Raw genomic sequence first — 15,291 nt, 5'->3', positions numbered from 1 at the left:
GCGATCTACTTCGAGCAATAGGGAATCCCCCGGTCAGTTTTCTGGCCGGGGATTTCGCGTTCGGGCCGGAATCGGAAAAGCGTTCCGGAATGTTTGTTTTCACACTGTCGGCTCGATGTCCACCGACCGCGAGTGAGGATCGCCGGAATTCGTTGTGCGGCACCGTTCTGGAACACGCGAGGCGAGCATGCGGGCTTCCGAAATCGGCTCCGCACCGCTGTGCGGGCTTTCCCTCACGCCCGTGGTGGGCGGCCGGATCGGCGTGATCCCCATGGAGCTGGGCCATTCCGCCACCGATACCGCGCGCGAAGCTGCGGCCCCTCGTATCTTGAACACGTGAACTCCGCTGGGTCCGTGCGCACACGGTCGCGTATTCCTCGTTGGTTCGTGCTGTGGATGGGGCTCCTGACCGCCTTGGTCGTGCTCTGCTGCGCGGCGCTGTTCTGGCAACTCGCCGCGGAGGGCACGTTCCCGACCCTCGTCGTGCTGTGGGCGGTCCTCGGCGTGCTCGGCGGGATCGCCGTCCTGTTCGGATTGCTCGGCCTGCTGCGCTACCGCGCCCTGTTCCACAGCCTCGCTTCGCCCGTGCTGATCGGCGTCCTGGTGGCGCTGACGCTCTACGACGTCCCGGAGGACACCGGCTGGCGGCTCTCCCGCGGGATCCTCGAGGACCAAGCGGCCGACTGCGCCCACTCCGGCCACCGCACCCGCCTGGGCGTCTACACCATCACCTTCATCACCCCCCGTGACGGCGGCTGCCTGTTCTACACCCAGGCGGGCGACCAGGACTCGGAAGGCTTCGCCTTCTTCCGCGACCCGGCCACCCCACCCCACCTCGGCCCTCCGGCCACCAACGGCGTCGAATACTCCGCCTTCGACGGCCAGTGGTACCGCTTCATCGACACTCACTGAGCCCCGTCGCCGAAGACCTCCTCTAGGGTGTCGGCGGTGACGGCCCGGGTGATCCATTCGGTGAGGCGCGCGTCGTCGGTGCAAGCCTTGATTTCGGCGGCCATGGCCTCGGGGACGTGGAATCCGCGGGTGGCGAGCACGGTCAGCAGCGCCTTGGCTTCTCCTTCGGCTTTGCCTTCGGCTATTCCGTCGGTCCTGCCATCGGCGTACAGCTGTTTGAAGTACTGGCTGTAGTACGGGGATGTGTCTGTCGTCATCAGCATCTCCAGGAAGTGCCGGGCCGCTGCTTTCGGCAGTGCGGCCAGTACCAGGTCAATGTACCTTTTGCCGTCCGCGGAGTCGTGTGCTGTCGCGGCGAGGGCGGTGAGGATCGCGTCGCGTTCGGGATCGTTGCGGTGGGCGATGGCGGACAGGGCGGCGAGATCAGGGCGCTCGTGCGCGGTGTGGGTGTCGCTGACGACCGGCACGTTGGTCGGGCTGAGCACCATCGGCGAGAGGGTGAACCCCGGCGCCACCGTGATCGGACGACGGCAGTGGGCCGCGGCGCGCTCGTTCGGGCACACCACGACCAGCAGGACGAGGCAGCGCAGGCGCGCACGCAGGGTTGTCAGGTAGACCGGCCAGCTCCACGCCTTGTCGTCGTCGCGCTGCAGTTGCACCTCGACGACGATGCCGAGCACCGGGACACCGGCGGCCGTGAGCGTGACGACCAGGTCCGCCCGATACTCGGTCGGTTCGATATCCGGTAGGTCGCCCGAGTCGACGCGCGCGTGATCGAACTCGGGAAGCGATAGGCCGAGCGTGGAAGTCAGCAGTTCCGCGACCAAAGTCGGTCTGCGCCGGACCAATTCGATGAGGACTTCGTGCACCGACGAGGGCATGGCGGGCACGATATCGATAGCCACCGACAGGTGCGGGTGGGGTTGATCACCACTCGAACGGCAGTGGATGGCGCGGCTCGATCCACAGGGCTTCGGCGAGGGCACAGATCGTGCCGTCGGCGCGGGCCAGTGCTACGCCGACGGTGTGTTTGCGGCCGTTCGCCGAGATCGGCCAGCCGTAGGAGAGGTAGGGGTCACCGGCGCGGACAGGTTCGAACTGCGTGGCGGTGAGCGCGGCGGTCACCGCGCCCGGGCGCAGGTCACGCAGGGCCATCGCGGCCCAACCGCCGGGGCAGTCCAAAGCGGCCCAGACGTTTTCGGTGGAAAGGAGGCCATCGGGTCCGCCCAGGGACAGATCGGGGGTCCATGCGGCGACGACCATGTCGTGCGTGGGCATGGCCCAGGGGGACAGGCGCAGCCCGCGGCCGGGCGGGCAGGCCGCGCCGCAGCCGTAGCAGTGGCTCATTTTGCGCAGCACGTCGGCTGTCGCACTCGCCGCTCGTGCCTGCGCCCACGTGGGCGCGGGCCGCGGCGTGACCGTAACCCTCGACGCGGACGCTTCAGCGAGCACCGCACCGTCCTGATCGATGAGCGACGCGCCGCCGGAGCCGTCGGCGGCCAGCACAACGGGGGTGTCCACCGAGACCGTGCGGCGGAAGTCGACGCGCACTTGCTCGGAACCGCTCGCGGCGGCGAGCAGCCCCGCCACGTACCCGCCGAAGGCCACTCCCGGATAACCCCGTACGTGCCTCGGCACCGTGAACGCATCGGTCCGAATCATCCGCTGCCCAACCTCTCCCGGCCGACGATCGTGACCCGGTTCAGCCGACGATACCGTCGTGGCGTCGCCGGTCCGCGGCCGGGCGACCGGTCACGGTGATCGACGCTCGCAGCGAGCTGCTCGGCGAACGCGAGCGCGGCAGCGCGGCCTATCGCGCCGCCCGTGACGACTACGTGCCTGCCCTCGAACATCTTGTCCGACACTCCGCGTTCCTCTCCGCCCGGGTCCGCTCGCCGGATCGACGGTCGTCGAGGGCAACGCGTCGCGCCGCGCCCGCATTCCACGAGACTCCGCAGCCGGAAGGACGCTGCGTCCGTGCAGGTCGGCGGTACGCCGGAATTCCTGCGCGCCCGAGGCCGTTGCGCCCAGACGTGACGAAAGCTGGATCGAACGTACTGGTCGTGTACGCCCACCCGAAGCCGGACTCACTCACCGGCGCGCTGAAAGACGTTGCCGTGCAGCAGTTGCGGACGCAGGGGCACGAGGTTCGGATCACCGACCTCTACGCGATGGGCTGGAAGGCCGCCGCCGACACCGACGATTTCGGCGCGGTCGAGGAGCCCAACTTCATGCTGGCCTCCGGCGTGGCCTACCACAACGGGACACTGAGTCCCGACATCCGTGCCGAGCAGGAGAAACTGCTGTGGGCGGATGCCGTGGTCCTGCATTTCCCGCTCTGGTGGTTCGGCATGCCCGCGATCATGAAGGGGTGGGTGGACCGGGTGCTCACCTGCGGTTTCGCCTACGGCGCCGGTGGCACGGCGCTGCCCAGGTACGGAGCGGGCGTGCTGGCGGGCCGGCGTGCGATGCTCGTGGTCTCGATCGGGGGCAAGCAGCCGTCGTATTCCGACCGCGGGATCAACGGCCCGGTCGAGGATCTGCTGTTCCCGATCCACCACGGCATCCTGTACTACACCGGCATGGACGTGCTGCCGCCGTTCCTGGTCCACGACACGATCCGGCTCGGCTCGGCGCGCTTCGACGAGGTCGCCGATGATCTACGGCGGCGGATGTCGGATCTGGCGGAGCTGGAGCCGATTCCGTACCGCCCGCAGGCCGGGGGCGACTACGACCGCAGCCTGCGTCTCGAGCCGGGTCGCGAGACGCGCGGGGCGACCGGATTCGAATTGCATGTGGCGTCGTGACCCGGTGGTCACGGCCGCGGAGCCGCCCCGCGCTGGGTGAGCAGCATGCCCATCGTCCCCGCTTCCTGACCCTGCCCGTGGATCATGGCACGAGCGATCTCCTTGACCGGTCCCGAGCGCAGGAGCCCGTCGGCGGCCTCGGCCATCGTGATTCCGCCCTGGTGATGCCGGAACATCAACTGTAGGAACAGGATTTCCGCATCGCGGCCACGCGCCGTCGCCAAGGCATCCAGCTCCGCGCTGCTGGCCATACCCGGCATGAGGGGAGTGGAGGCGGTCTGCGCGGCCGCTGCGGGGTGCCGATGCGGCGACGCGTGCGCGGCGTGCATCCACGCCATCGGACGGTCGGAGCTCGGGGCCGCGTCCACCAGGCGCAGCCAGCCGAGCATGGTGCCGATTTCCAGCCGCTGCGTGCGGTCGAGTTGCTCGGCCAGCCGGGTGATCGCCGGGTCGACCGAGCGATCGAGCCGCTGCACCATGAGCAGCGCTTGCTGGTGATGGATGGTCATGTCCTGGACGAAGCCGATCTCGACCGCGGTGAGAACGGGTGCGGCGGAACGGTTCTCCGGGAACGCCAGTGGCCGCAGCGCGGCGCCCAGCACGAGCAGCGCGAAGGCCGCCGAAGCCAGTGCGGCGATTCGCGTCCAGCGTCGCATCGCTAGGACCCGACGATCGACTGCTGGTTCGCCGGAGGCGAGTACACGTCGTTGTCCAATTGCAGCACCATGAATCCGTTGTCCGAGCACGCGACGTAGAGCTGCGAGCCGCGCCATTCCGGCGGCGAGAAGCACCAGTCGGTGGACACGTCGCCGAAGGCGAGGCGACCGGTACGCGGGGTGGTGGCATCCAGCGGGTCGAACTGTCCCTCCAGCACGGCGCGCACCGCGGGTGGTGCGCTCATCAAGGGAACGCCGATGAGCGAGGCGAGCGCGTGCGGCGAATTCCACAGACTCAGGTTCTGCCCGGTGCGGGCGGGCGGGTTGTAATAGGCGATCTCGCGGATGGCGTAGGGATCGCGGATATCGAACACCCGGATGCCCGACGAGATCCACCCGCAGGCCAGCGCGGTCGGGTTCTCCTGCCGGTCGGCGGCGCAGTAGTGCGATTCGTAGGCGAAGGCGGAACCGCCCATGGAGGAGCCGATATTGCTGTCGAGGTGCTGGGGCAGGTTGATCTCGAGCTTGATCTTGTTGGCCACCTTGGGTGCGGTGTCGTCGGACACATCGATGAGTTTGACGCCGCCGGAACCGCCTTCATCGACGGTGTAGAGGTAGGGCTTGCCGTCGTAGCTGACCGGGACACTGTGCTGGGTCGCCCAGCCGTCCGTCCAGAACACCCGGCCGAGATGGTGGACCTGCGGGTTCGGGTCGCGGCGCTGCACCGCGCTGATGTCGAGGACGGTGAACCCGCCGAGGGCGGAGATGTACATCCGGTTGCCGTCGGGGCTGATGCCGAAACCGTGCGCTTCGATGCCGGTCAGCCCCTGCCACACCACGCGCGGGTGAGCCGGGTCGGTCAGGTCGACCGCGCTGACGAAACCGGGTGCGATCCCCGATGCCCAGTACGTGTTGCCGTCCGGGGAGAAGCCGCCCTCGTGCGTGGTGATCGGCAGCGGCATCAGCAGATTCGTTCCCGGGCCCGGGTTGAGCAGCCGCGGATGCGCGCAATCGGAGACGTCGTAGACCGACAGGTAGCCCACACCCTCGCCGACCGGGACGCCGGTGCCGACCAGCAGCTTGCGCGCGGTATTGACCTTGAGGCTCTCCCAGGTGCCCGCGAGCATGGCGGGCTCGGTCAGCGTCACCGTCGGGCGCGGGTGCGCCGGATCGGACACGTCGAGCACCTGGACGCCGCGCGCCTCGCCGATCAGGTCGCCGGGAAAGAACGACCCCAGGTAGGCGCAGTGCTCGAAGCTGGTGGAGGTGATGCCCGCCCCGCGACCGGCGAAGCCGCCGACGAAGGACATATTGCACCGGTAGCCCTGCGTGCTGCGCCCGCTGTCGCGGTCGGCGGCGGTGACATCGCCTTGCAGACCGCTCTCGGGTGTGGAACCCGGTCCGCAGTCGGCCCGGGGGACCGAGGTGCGCCCGACGTCGAGGAACTCTTGGACCGCGTTGCGGGTCACCGATTCCGGATCGGCCGAGGCGCTCACGGGCAGCAGCATGGCCGTGACCATGCCGATGGTGAGCAGAGCCAACGGTTTGGCACGGCACAGTCTGGCCACTGGGCGCATCGTCGCGTCCCCCAACTTCGTCTTCGGGCTTGGCTGCCCAGAGTGACTGGGACAGTCACCGCTGAACTGACTGAATGGTAGTAATTGGCGGTAACTTCGGGGGACGGTTTCGTCGAATCCCGCACGGATTCGCGAATTTTTCCGTCGAGGCGCGTCAGCGCGGGTGGGCCGTCCGCGTGGGCTCGGCGTCCGCCGCCAGCAGTTCGTCGCAGACGCGCAGAAGGGTCCGGCGCAGTTCGGCCGCGCGCTGCGCCAGCGCGGACTGAGCGCGGACGTACTCCGCCCGCCCGGCAGCCGTCTCGATGCGCACCGGCTGGTAGCCGAACCCGGACAGGTCATAGGGGCTGGCGCGCATGTCGAGTTCGCGGGCGGCGCAGGCCAGCTCGAAACAGTCCAGCAGCAACTCGGAGGAGATCAGCGGGACCAGCTTGAAGCCCCACTTGTACAGGTCCATGTTCGCGTGCAAGCAGCCCGGCTGTTCGCGGCGGAGCTGGTCGGCGCGGGTGAGCGGCTCGGCGTTGCGGCCGACGGCCTCCGGAGTGAAGAAGCGGTAGGCGTCGAAATGCGTGCAGCGCAGCGCCATCGAGTCGACCACGGCGTCGGTGCCCGATCGTCCGAGCCGCAACGGCACTTTCTGGTGCCGGATGTCGTCGGTGCGATACACCATCGCCCATTCGTGCAGCCCGAAGCAGGACAGCTGGGCGGGCCGGGACGCGGTGGCGCGCAACAGGTTCGCGACGAACGCGACGGTGTCGCGGCGTTTGGCCAGGTAGGCGGGATCGGCTGTGTAGCTGCCCGCCGCGGCACCCTCGGCGCCCGAACCGGACGCCCGGTCGGTGACGACGAGGTGATACCCCCGTGCACCGTGATACTCGGCGGCATCCGCCAGCCCGGTGCCGTAGCCCGGATGCCAGCGCCGCAACTGGGCCGGTTTGTTCCCGTAGTAGGTGAACAGGAAGTCGATCACCGGGTGCGACGAACCCTGCGCCCGCCGCTCCAGATAGGGCCCGACCAACTCGTCCAGCCGGGCCCGGTGGGCGGCGGCACGAGCCCGCCACTGCGCACCGGGCAACACCCGCATGGTCACCGCACTCCGGCCGGTCCGGTGACGCTCGCCCCGATCGTCATTCGCCCACCCGGTGCGTACCGTCTCGGACGGTGCCGACGAACTCCTCCACCAGGTCCTCCAGAGCGACGATGCCGGTGGTGTTGCCCCGCTCGTCCACCACCCGGCCGAGATGGCTGTTGGTGCGGCGCAGCCGGGCCAGCGCCTCGTAGAGCGTGGTGTTCATGCCGACCGTGGGCAGCGGGCGGATATCGGTGCGCGGGATCGGTGTGGTGGGACCGGCGCTCTCGTCGGCGACCTTGTCGAGCACGTCCTTGACGTGCAGGTAGCCGACCAGCGAGCCGTCGCTCGCCCGCACCGGGAAGCGGGAGAACCCGGTCTCGGCGACGGCGGATTCGGTGTCACCGAGCGTGGTCCCGTTGCCGCGCAGCGGGATCGATCGGGTCGCGTCCAGTGGCACCATCACGTCGGCGACCACCCGGTCACTGGTGCCGAGTGCCTGCGTGAGGCGGCGGTGCTCTTCTTCGTCGAGCAGTCCCTCGGAGCGGGACTCGCCGATCATCTCGGCCAGCTCGACCGTCGAGACGGTGGCCTCGAGCTCGTCCTTCGGTTCGATCCGCAGCAGGCGCAGCGACAGGTTGGCGGCCAGGTTGTAGAAGGCGATGAGCGGGCGGGCCAGCCGCAGCCACATCAGGTGTACCGGTACCAGCAGCAGCGCGCTGCGTTCCGGCCCGGCCAGCGCGATATTCTTCGGGATCATCTCGCCGAACAGGATGTGCAGGATGACCACGATGGTCAGCGCGACCGCGAACGCCACCGGATGCAGCAGCTGTTCGGGCAGGCCGAGCAATTCGAACGGTCCTTCCAGCAGGTGCGCGACGGCGGGCTCGCCGACGCGGCCGAGCAGGATCGAGCAGATCGTGATGCCCAGCTGTGCGGCAGCGAGCATCATCGAGAGGTTCTCGCCTGCCCGGATGACGGTGTTCGCGTTCCGCTTGCCCTGTGCGGCAAGCGCTTCCAACCGGTCGCGGCGGGCGGAGATGAGCGCGAACTCGGCGGCGACGAAGAAGGCGTTGCCTGCCAGCAGTACGACGGTGAGCAGGACGCCGAACAGGTCACCCATGGCTGTGCTCCTTGGTCGCGAGGGCGTCGGCGTCGACCGGGATCAGCCGGACCCGGTCGATGCGCCGTCCGTCCATGCGCTCCACGCGGGCGATCCAGCCGCCTCCGTCGGGGCTTTCGGTCACCGTCCACTGCTGCGAGCGCGGATTCGGCAGCACGACCTCGTCGCCCGTCACCGGGATGCGGCCGAGCCTGGTCAGGACCAGGCCGCCCAGCGTCTCGTACTCGCCTTCGGGGGCGTCGTATCCGGTCGCCCGGGAGACCTCGTCGATGCGCAGCAGGCCCGAGCAGTCCCAGCCGTCGGAGACGCGCCGCACGTCGCGCTCCTCCTCGTCGTGCTCGTCGCGGACGTCGCCGAGGATCTCCTCGATGATGTCCTCCATGGTGACCAGGCCCGCGGTGCCGCCGTACTCGTCCACGACGAGAGCGACCTGCATGCCGTCGGCGCGCACGCGCTCGAGCACCTCGTCTCCGTCCAGGCTCGCGGGCACGATCGGGACCGGCTGGGCGAGCCGGTGCAGGGGGAACGTCCCGCGCGCGTGCGCCGGGCGGGTGAACGCCTGCTTGACGTGCACGAAGCCGAGAGTGTTGTCGAGGTCGCCATCGATCACCGGGAAACGGGAGTAGCCGGTGCGGCCTGCCGCATCGATCAGATCGGCGATGGTGCCGTCTTTGTCCAGCGCTTCGATTTTCACGCGCGGCGTCATCAGTTCCTCGGCGCTGCGCTCGCCGAACTGCAGCGAGCGATCCATCACCTGGGCGGTGGGCTGGTCCAGCGCGCCGCGCAGCGCGGAAGTGCGCACCAGGGAGCCGAGTTCCTGCGGCGAGCGGGCCGAGCGCAACTCTTCGGCGGGCTCGACGCCGAGCCTGCGCACCACCCAGTTGGCGGTGCCGTTGAGGAAGTGGATCATCCACTTGAACACCACCGAGAACGCGATCATCGGCCCGGCCGTGGCGCGGGCGGTGGCCAGCGCCTTGGCGATGGCGATGTTCTTGGGCACCAGCTCGCCGTAGATCATCGACAGCGAGGTGGCCAGGATCAGGGCCAGCGTCAAGGCGACGCCGCCCGCCGCGGCATCACTCAGCCCGAGACCGGTGAACACCGGATTCAGCAGCCTGGCCAGCACCGGTTCGGCGATGTAACCGGTGATCAGCGTCGTGATGGTGATGCCGAGCTGGGCGCCGGACAGCTGGAACGACAGGGTGCGATGCGCCTTGCGGACCATCCGGGCGCGGACGTCACCGGTGCGGGCGTGCGCCTCGACGGTGCTGCGCTCCAGCGCGGTGAGGGAGAATTCCGCGGCGACGAACAGGGCGGTGCCGACGGTGAGTGCGATGAACCCGATCAGGCTGAGCGCGGTGAGCGCGATGGACATCCTCAGCACCACCTGAGCGGTGCCGGGAGACAGCCTGTGCCGAATGGGACTACTGCGGGGAGGAGGACGCCGGGGTGGTCACCCGGCTCGGTAGAGGAGCCCTCCTGTACGGCGCCCTTGGACGCGGGTGACAACTGGATCCTTTCGCAAATTTGTCGTGGTGCCGGTGTCCGGCAACCACCATGCTACCGGCCCACCTGCCGAGCAGCGTGGGCCGGTGCCGGTGTGCTGCGCGTGTCGGCGCTCACCAACCGCTGGGCAGCGGGCGGCCCTCGGCGAATCCGGCCGCGGACTGCACACCGAGCACGGCCTTGTCGTGGAATTCGGTGAGCGTGCGTGCCCCGGCGTAGGTGCACGCGCTGCGTACACCTGAGCAGATGTGGTCGATGAGGTCCTCGACGCCGGGGCGCTCGGGGTCCAGCCGCATCCGCGAACTGGAGATGCCCTCCTCGAACAGCCCCTTACGCGCACGGTCGAATTCGCTGTCGGAGGCGGTGCGGGCGGCGACGGCCCGCTTGGACGCCATGCCGAAGCTCTCCTTGTACGCGTTGCCGTCGCGATCGACGCGCAGGTCGCCGGGGGACTCGTAGGTACCGGCGAACCAGGAGCCGATCATCACGTTGGACGCGCCCGCGGCCAGCGCGAGCGCCACGTCGCGGGGATGGCGCACGCCGCCGTCGGCCCAGATGTGCACGCCGAGTTCCGCGGCGGCGGCGGCGCATTCGGCCACCGCGGAGAACTGCGGGCGTCCGACGCCGGTCATCATCCGGGTGGTGCACATGGCGCCGGGCCCGACACCGACCTTGATGATGTTCGCGCCCGCCTCGGCGAGATCCCTGGTGCCCTCGGCGGACACCACGTTGCCCGCGACCAGCGGGACGCCGAGCCCGAGATCGCGCACCGCGGCGAGGGTTTCGAGCATCTTGGCCTGGTGACCGTGCGCGGTGTCGATGACGAGCAGGTCGGCGCCCGAATCCACCAGGGACTTGGCCTTCGCGGCCACGTCGCCGTTGATGCCGACCGCGGCCGCGACGCGCAGCTTGCCCGTGGCGTCGACGGCGGGCTGGTAGATGCCCGCGCGGAGGGCACCGGTGCGGGTCAGCACCCCGGCCAGGGTGCCGTCCTCGGTGGTGAGCACGGCGAACTCGGCGTGCTCGGCGTGCAGCAGGTCGAACAGATCGCGGGGGGTGGTGGCGGCGGGGGCCCGCACGAAATCGGTGGCCGCGACCTCGCGCAACCGGGCGAAGCGGTCGACATCGGCGCAGGCGGCCTCGGTTACCACGCCGACCGGGCGTCCGCCGTCGGTCACCACCACCGCGCCGTGCGCGCGCTTGTGCATGAGGGCCACGGCCTCGGAGACCGAGCGGTCGGGGTCGAGGGTCACGGGGGTGTCGGCGGTGAGCGAGCGGCTCTTGACGAAGGCGATGGTGTCGGCGGCCGCGGTGATCGGCAGGTCCTGCGGCAGGACGACGAGGCCGCCGCGACGGGCCACGGTCTCGGCCATTCTGCGCCCGGCGACGGCGGTCATGTTGGCCACGACGATCGGGATGGTGGTGCCGGACCCGTCGGTGGTCGACAGATCGACGTCGAAGCGCGACGCGACGTCCGTCCGGTTCGGGACGAGGAAGAGGTCGTCGTAGGTCAGGTCGTACGGCGGCTGATGACCGGGGAGAAAGTGCACTCGACCGATCATAACCGGGAGCCGACCGGCGCGGGCCCTTCTGCGCGAGCGCCTCAGGCGGCCGCCTGCGAGCGGGACAGCGAGACGGCGGTGGCGCACATGACGAGCACCGCGCCCACGACGACGACGAGCCCGCCCGCGCCGGTTTGTAACCGCTCTTCCAGCACGGCGAAGCCGATGAACGCGGCGGCCAGCGGCTCGGCGATGGTGACGGCGGGCAGCGACGCGGTGAGCGGGCCGACTTGGTACGCGCGTTGCTGCAAATACACGCCGATGACGCCGGCCGCGATCAGCGCCCAGGTCTGCCAGGCGCCGAGCACGTGGCCGAGGCCGTTGTCGAACAGATCCGTGACGTAGGAGGTGACGGCGGCGGCGAGCCCGAACAGCGCACCGCTCGACGCGCCCAGCAGCAGCGCGCGCAGGCCTGGATCGCGCGCGGTGACGCCGCCGACCGTAGCGGCGGCGATCAGGCCGAGCAGGATGCCGAGCGGGATGAGCCAATCGCGCAGCGGCGCATCGGCATTGCCCGCGGTCGGATTGCCGACGAGCAGGAAGCAGGCCAGCGCGGCGGTGAGCGCCAGGGCGGTCGCCCACGTGCGGGGCGGCACGCGGCGGTGATTGAGCCGGGCGGACAGCGGTAGCGCGAACACCAGCGCGCTCACCAGGATCGGCTGCACCAGCAGGACCGCGCCCAGGGCGAGGGCGGCGACCTGCATGGCGTATCCGCCCGCGTCGCCGACGACGCCGCCCCACCAGCGGGGACTGCGCATCAGCGCGCGGATCAGCGACTCACCCTCCGGCACCGCGGCCGCCGCATGCTGCTGCGCGACGGCGGCGATGGCGAAGAACAGCGCGGCCAATAGGGCGCAGACGACGGCGGCAGCCGTATGCGTGGACACCAGATTAGTTTGCTGCCCGATTGCCTCGGTTCGGTGGCTGCTGGGTTCGCGCGGCGCGTCGCCGTGTCCGGCCGGGCGTGTCGCCGGAGGAAGGACTGCCGGCGCGACCGGAGAACCCGCCCGTGCTGCCCGAACTGCGGGTGGGAGCGCCGGTGGCCGGGCTCGCGCCGCGTCCGACGGTGTTGCTCGCGGCGGGTTTCGCGGTGCCCCGGCGACGGGAGGATGCGGTGGCCGATTCGCCGCCGCGGCCCGACCCGGCGGCCGACCGGCCACCGGACTGCTTCGCCGAACCGCCGCCGCGTCCGACGGCCGCCGTCGGCTCACCGCGCCTAACCGGCTTGCGCCCTGCGGGTTTCGCGGGAGCCGTGGCCGCGGCGGTCACGGGCGCCGCCGCGATCGGAATACCGGAGGGGCGGCGCGCGCCGGTGATCTCGATCAGCGTGCGGTCGCCGGGGCGGACCGCCACGCCGTCGATCTCGACGCCGGCCTTGCGGGCCATCGCCTCGACCTCGCGGCGCTCCTCGTTCATCACCAGCGTGACGACCACGCCGTCCTCGCCCGCGCGGGCGGTGCGCCCGGCCCGGTGCAGGTAGGCCTTCGGCTCCGGCGGCGGATCGACGTGCACGACCAGGGAGATCCCGTCCACGTGGATGCCGCGTGCCGCGACATCGGTGGTGACCAGCACCGGCACCGAACCGTCGGCGAACGCGGCGAGAGTGCGGGTGCGATTGTTCTGCGCCTTGCCGCCGTGCAGCGCGCCTGCGGGGATGCCCGCGCCGCGCAGCTGTTTGGCGAGCCGGTCGGCGCCGTGCTTGGTGCGGACGAACATGATGGTCAGCCCGTCACGGGCGGCGATCTCGGTGGCGACCGCCCGTTTGGCGACCTTGTCGCCGACGTAGAGCAGGTGGTGCGACATCGTGGTGACCGACGCCGAGGCCGGGGCGGTGGAATGTGTGACGGGGGCGCGCAGGTAGCGCTTGACCAGCTTGTCCACTTCGCCGTCCAGCGTGGCCGAGAACAGCAGGCGTTGACCGTCGCGCGGCGTGCGGTCCAGCAGCTTGGTCACCTGGGGCAGAAAGCCCATGTCGGCCATGTGGTCGGCCTCGTCGAGCGCGGTGATCATCACCTCGGACAGGTCGGCGGCCCCCTGGGCGAGGAGGTCGGCGAGTCGCCCGGGTGTGGCGATGAGCAGGTCGACGCCGCGGGCGAGCCGGTCGGCCTGGCGCTTGATCGGGGCGCCGCCGACCACCGAGGCCACCCGCAGGCCCAGCGCGAGCGCCGGTTCGTCGAGCGCACGCTCGATCTGCGCGGCCAGCTCGCGGGTCGGCACCAGCACGAGTCCACGAGGTCGGCCCGGCTTGGCCGAGGCGCCCATCAGGCGGGCGAGCATCGGGAGGCCGAAGGCCAGAGTCTTCCCGGAACCGGTCGGCCCGCGGCCGAGCACATCCTTGCCGGCAAGGACGTCCGGCGCCGTGGCGGCCTGGATCGGGAACGGCGTCTCGATGCCGTCGCGCCGCAGTGCTTGCACCAGCACGGCGGGCAGGCCCAGGTCCGCGAAGGTCGCGGTGGGCGCCACGGCGACGGTGGTCGAGGGTGTCACGAGGTGGCTGTGCCTTTCGTCGCACAGCGCGTTCGGCAGCGAACGCGCTGTTCGGTGGGAAGAGAGCGGTGCGCGATGCGGTTCACCGCGCTGCGGCTCGGGTCGTGACGCGTGCCGCGTGGAACGAGAGGGGTGGCCGACCGGAGTGGACCGAGTGTCCAGGATACGTGCTCGGGGAGTCAGCTGTTGAACAGCCGACTCAGCTCCACCAGCCAGGGTACGGCTACGGCGAGCGTGGGCACCACCAGAATGGCGGCCGAGCCGAGATAGGCGGCCGCGGCGATGCGGATGTCACCGATCCGCTCGCTGAGCCGCTGGATGCGGATGAGCGTGGTGGGACCGCCCGCGGCGAGGGCGCCCTGCGGCGCGGTGGACTTCGCGCACGCGACCAGGGCGCGAGCCAGCGGCTTCGGCCCGGTGACCTTGACGGCCGAGTCGTCGGCGAGCAGTTCGATGAGCAGCTTCACCGAGCCGAGGGCGGCTTTGCTGCGCACCACTCGCGGGAACGCCTCGTGCACCGCCGTGAACGCCTCCAGTACGAGATCGTGCCTGGCCCGCAGGTGCGAACGCTCATGGCTGACGATGGCGGTGACCTCGGCGTCGGCGAGGTTGGTCAGGGTGCCCTCGCTGAGCACGACGCGCTGGCGCAGGCCGGGCAGGCAGTAGGCGATGGGCTCGGTGGCGGCCAGCACCCGGATGTCGGCCGCGCGCCGGTGCGGACCGCTCTGGTCCAGCAGGTCGACGAGCATGCGGTGGCGCGCCCGCCGCCTGCGGGTGTGCACGCCGACCCGGACCACGGCGTAGATCAACCGGGCGCCGACGAGCAGCGTGAGCGCGAAGACGAACACGTACGCCAGCCACAGCGGCAGGCCGAGCGCGTCGATCTCCCGGGTCGGCGCGGTGGTCGGGCGGCCGTCGGGGCCGGGCACGAGCAGCTCGGCGGCGATGGCCAGCCCGGATCCGAACGCGCTGAGCACCGCGGCGAGCGCGATGGCCTGCCAGAGCACCAGTGCCGCACGGGGCGTCCGATAAGTCCAGGTCGCCCGGCTGAGTAAGGCAGGGGCGGGCCCTGCGAGAAGCAATGCGAGTCCGGCGAAGACCGGCGCGGTTGCGTTCATCGACTCAGCTCACTGCGTTGTGGGGCCAGGGCGCCCGAGGAGTCTACTGCGGCGGCGGGGCCGAGTCCTCGGTTGCTTCGAGCTTAGCGAGTGCTTCGCGCAATGCGGCAGCCTCGTCCTTGCCGACCTGTTCGACGAAGTGCACCAGCGCGGCGGCGCGGCTGCCCGCCGCGTCGGCCTGTTGCAGCGCGTCGACCATCAGACTGGCCACGAGTTCGTCGCGGGTGTGCACCGGCGCATAGCGGTGCGCGCGGTCGTCGCGCCGCTGCACCACGAGGTTCTTCTTCGCGAGGCGTTGCAGCACGGTCATCACCGTGGTGTACGCGAGCTCGCGGCGTGCGGCGAGCGCCTCGTGCACCTGCCGGACCGTTTGTGGTTCGTCGGCCGACCACAACTGGTCCATGACCGCTTTCTCGAGTTCACCAAGACCTGCCATCCCACAATTTTAGGTACTCAACGACGAGGATGCGTACTACA

At 70.3% G+C, this 15,291-nt stretch carries 15 protein-coding genes; 2 read left to right on the top strand and 13 right to left on the bottom strand.

All coding sequences use genetic code 11. The annotated features are described in order from the left end of the window. Window positions 1-396: 396 nt before the first annotated feature. A complete protein-coding gene (locus LTT66_RS35930; protein WP_233062901.1) occupies window positions 397-912 on the top strand; it encodes a hypothetical protein in 516 nt (171 codons plus the stop codon). Here LTT66_RS35930 and LTT66_RS35925 read toward each other — a convergent pair. From LTT66_RS35925 to LTT66_RS35915, 3 genes are read right to left on the bottom strand one after another with little or no spacing between them, the layout of a single operon-like run. Next, window positions 906-1,793, bottom strand: coding sequence for a hypothetical protein (locus LTT66_RS35925; protein ID WP_233062900.1), 888 nt, complete (start codon window positions 1,791-1,793; stop codon window positions 906-908). The genes LTT66_RS35930 and LTT66_RS35925 overlap by 7 nt on opposite strands. 46 nt (window positions 1,794-1,839) lie before the next feature. Beyond that, the gene (locus tag LTT66_RS35920; RefSeq protein ID WP_233062899.1) at window positions 1,840-2,574 is read right to left on the bottom strand and encodes a PaaI family thioesterase; all 735 of its coding nucleotides are present in this window, start codon (window positions 2,572-2,574) and stop codon (window positions 1,840-1,842) included. Further along, a complete protein-coding gene (locus tag LTT66_RS35915) occupies window positions 2,571-2,777 on the bottom strand; it encodes a hypothetical protein (protein WP_233062898.1) in 207 nt (68 codons plus the stop codon). Before LTT66_RS35915 ends, LTT66_RS35920 begins: the two co-directional genes overlap by 4 nt. 168 nt (window positions 2,778-2,945) lie before the next feature. On the opposite strand from LTT66_RS35915, the gene LTT66_RS35910 reads away from it, so the two are divergent. After that, entirely contained in the window at window positions 2,946-3,719 is a 774-nt protein-coding gene (locus tag LTT66_RS35910; protein ID WP_233062897.1) for an NAD(P)H-dependent oxidoreductase, read from the top strand. Window positions 3,720-3,727: 8 nt separating this feature from the next. Here the strand turns inward: LTT66_RS35910 and LTT66_RS35905 are convergent, their stop codons facing one another. From LTT66_RS35905 to LTT66_RS35860, 10 genes are all read right to left on the bottom strand, one after another. Further along, the gene (locus tag LTT66_RS35905; RefSeq protein ID WP_233062896.1) at window positions 3,728-4,375 is read right to left on the bottom strand and encodes a DUF305 domain-containing protein; all 648 of its coding nucleotides are present in this window, start codon (window positions 4,373-4,375) and stop codon (window positions 3,728-3,730) included. A 2-nt stretch (window positions 4,376-4,377) separates the two neighbouring features. Further along, the gene (locus tag LTT66_RS35900) at window positions 4,378-5,952 is read right to left on the bottom strand and encodes an LVIVD repeat-containing protein (protein WP_233062895.1); all 1,575 of its coding nucleotides are present in this window, start codon (window positions 5,950-5,952) and stop codon (window positions 4,378-4,380) included. Between the two features lie 154 nt (window positions 5,953-6,106). Then, entirely contained in the window at window positions 6,107-7,033 is a 927-nt protein-coding gene (locus LTT66_RS35895; protein ID WP_233069511.1) for a 3-methyladenine DNA glycosylase, read from the bottom strand. A 43-nt stretch (window positions 7,034-7,076) separates the two neighbouring features. Continuing rightward, on the bottom strand, window positions 7,077-8,141 hold the full coding sequence (locus LTT66_RS35890; RefSeq protein ID WP_233062894.1) for a hemolysin family protein: 1,065 nt from the start codon (window positions 8,139-8,141) through the stop codon (window positions 7,077-7,079). Next, window positions 8,134-9,516, bottom strand: a complete 1,383-nt coding sequence (locus LTT66_RS35885; RefSeq protein ID WP_195065755.1) for a hemolysin family protein — start codon at window positions 9,514-9,516, stop codon at window positions 8,134-8,136. The genes LTT66_RS35890 and LTT66_RS35885 overlap by 8 nt, the downstream gene beginning before the upstream one ends. A gap of 244 nt (window positions 9,517-9,760) precedes the next feature. After that, the gene (locus LTT66_RS35880; RefSeq protein ID WP_233062893.1) at window positions 9,761-11,197 is read right to left on the bottom strand and encodes a GuaB1 family IMP dehydrogenase-related protein; all 1,437 of its coding nucleotides are present in this window, start codon (window positions 11,195-11,197) and stop codon (window positions 9,761-9,763) included. Window positions 11,198-11,250: 53 nt separating this feature from the next. Continuing rightward, the gene (locus LTT66_RS35875) at window positions 11,251-12,096 is read right to left on the bottom strand and encodes a DMT family transporter (RefSeq protein ID WP_233062892.1); all 846 of its coding nucleotides are present in this window, start codon (window positions 12,094-12,096) and stop codon (window positions 11,251-11,253) included. Window positions 12,097-12,100: 4 nt separating this feature from the next. Next, window positions 12,101-13,696, bottom strand: a complete 1,596-nt coding sequence (locus tag LTT66_RS35870) for a DEAD/DEAH box helicase (protein ID WP_233062891.1) — start codon at window positions 13,694-13,696, stop codon at window positions 12,101-12,103. A 179-nt stretch (window positions 13,697-13,875) separates the two neighbouring features. Next, a complete protein-coding gene (locus LTT66_RS35865) occupies window positions 13,876-14,814 on the bottom strand; it encodes a M56 family metallopeptidase (RefSeq protein ID WP_181722227.1) in 939 nt (312 codons plus the stop codon). A gap of 43 nt (window positions 14,815-14,857) precedes the next feature. Beyond that, window positions 14,858-15,250, bottom strand: a complete 393-nt coding sequence (locus LTT66_RS35860; protein ID WP_039797864.1) for a BlaI/MecI/CopY family transcriptional regulator — start codon at window positions 15,248-15,250, stop codon at window positions 14,858-14,860. Between the last annotated feature and the right edge of the window lie 41 nt (window positions 15,251-15,291).

This window comes from Nocardia gipuzkoensis (assembly GCF_021183645.1).
GTDB lineage: Bacteria > Actinomycetota > Actinomycetes > Mycobacteriales > Mycobacteriaceae > Nocardia > Nocardia abscessus.
This window is presented reverse-complemented; position numbering and strand designations above follow the sequence as displayed.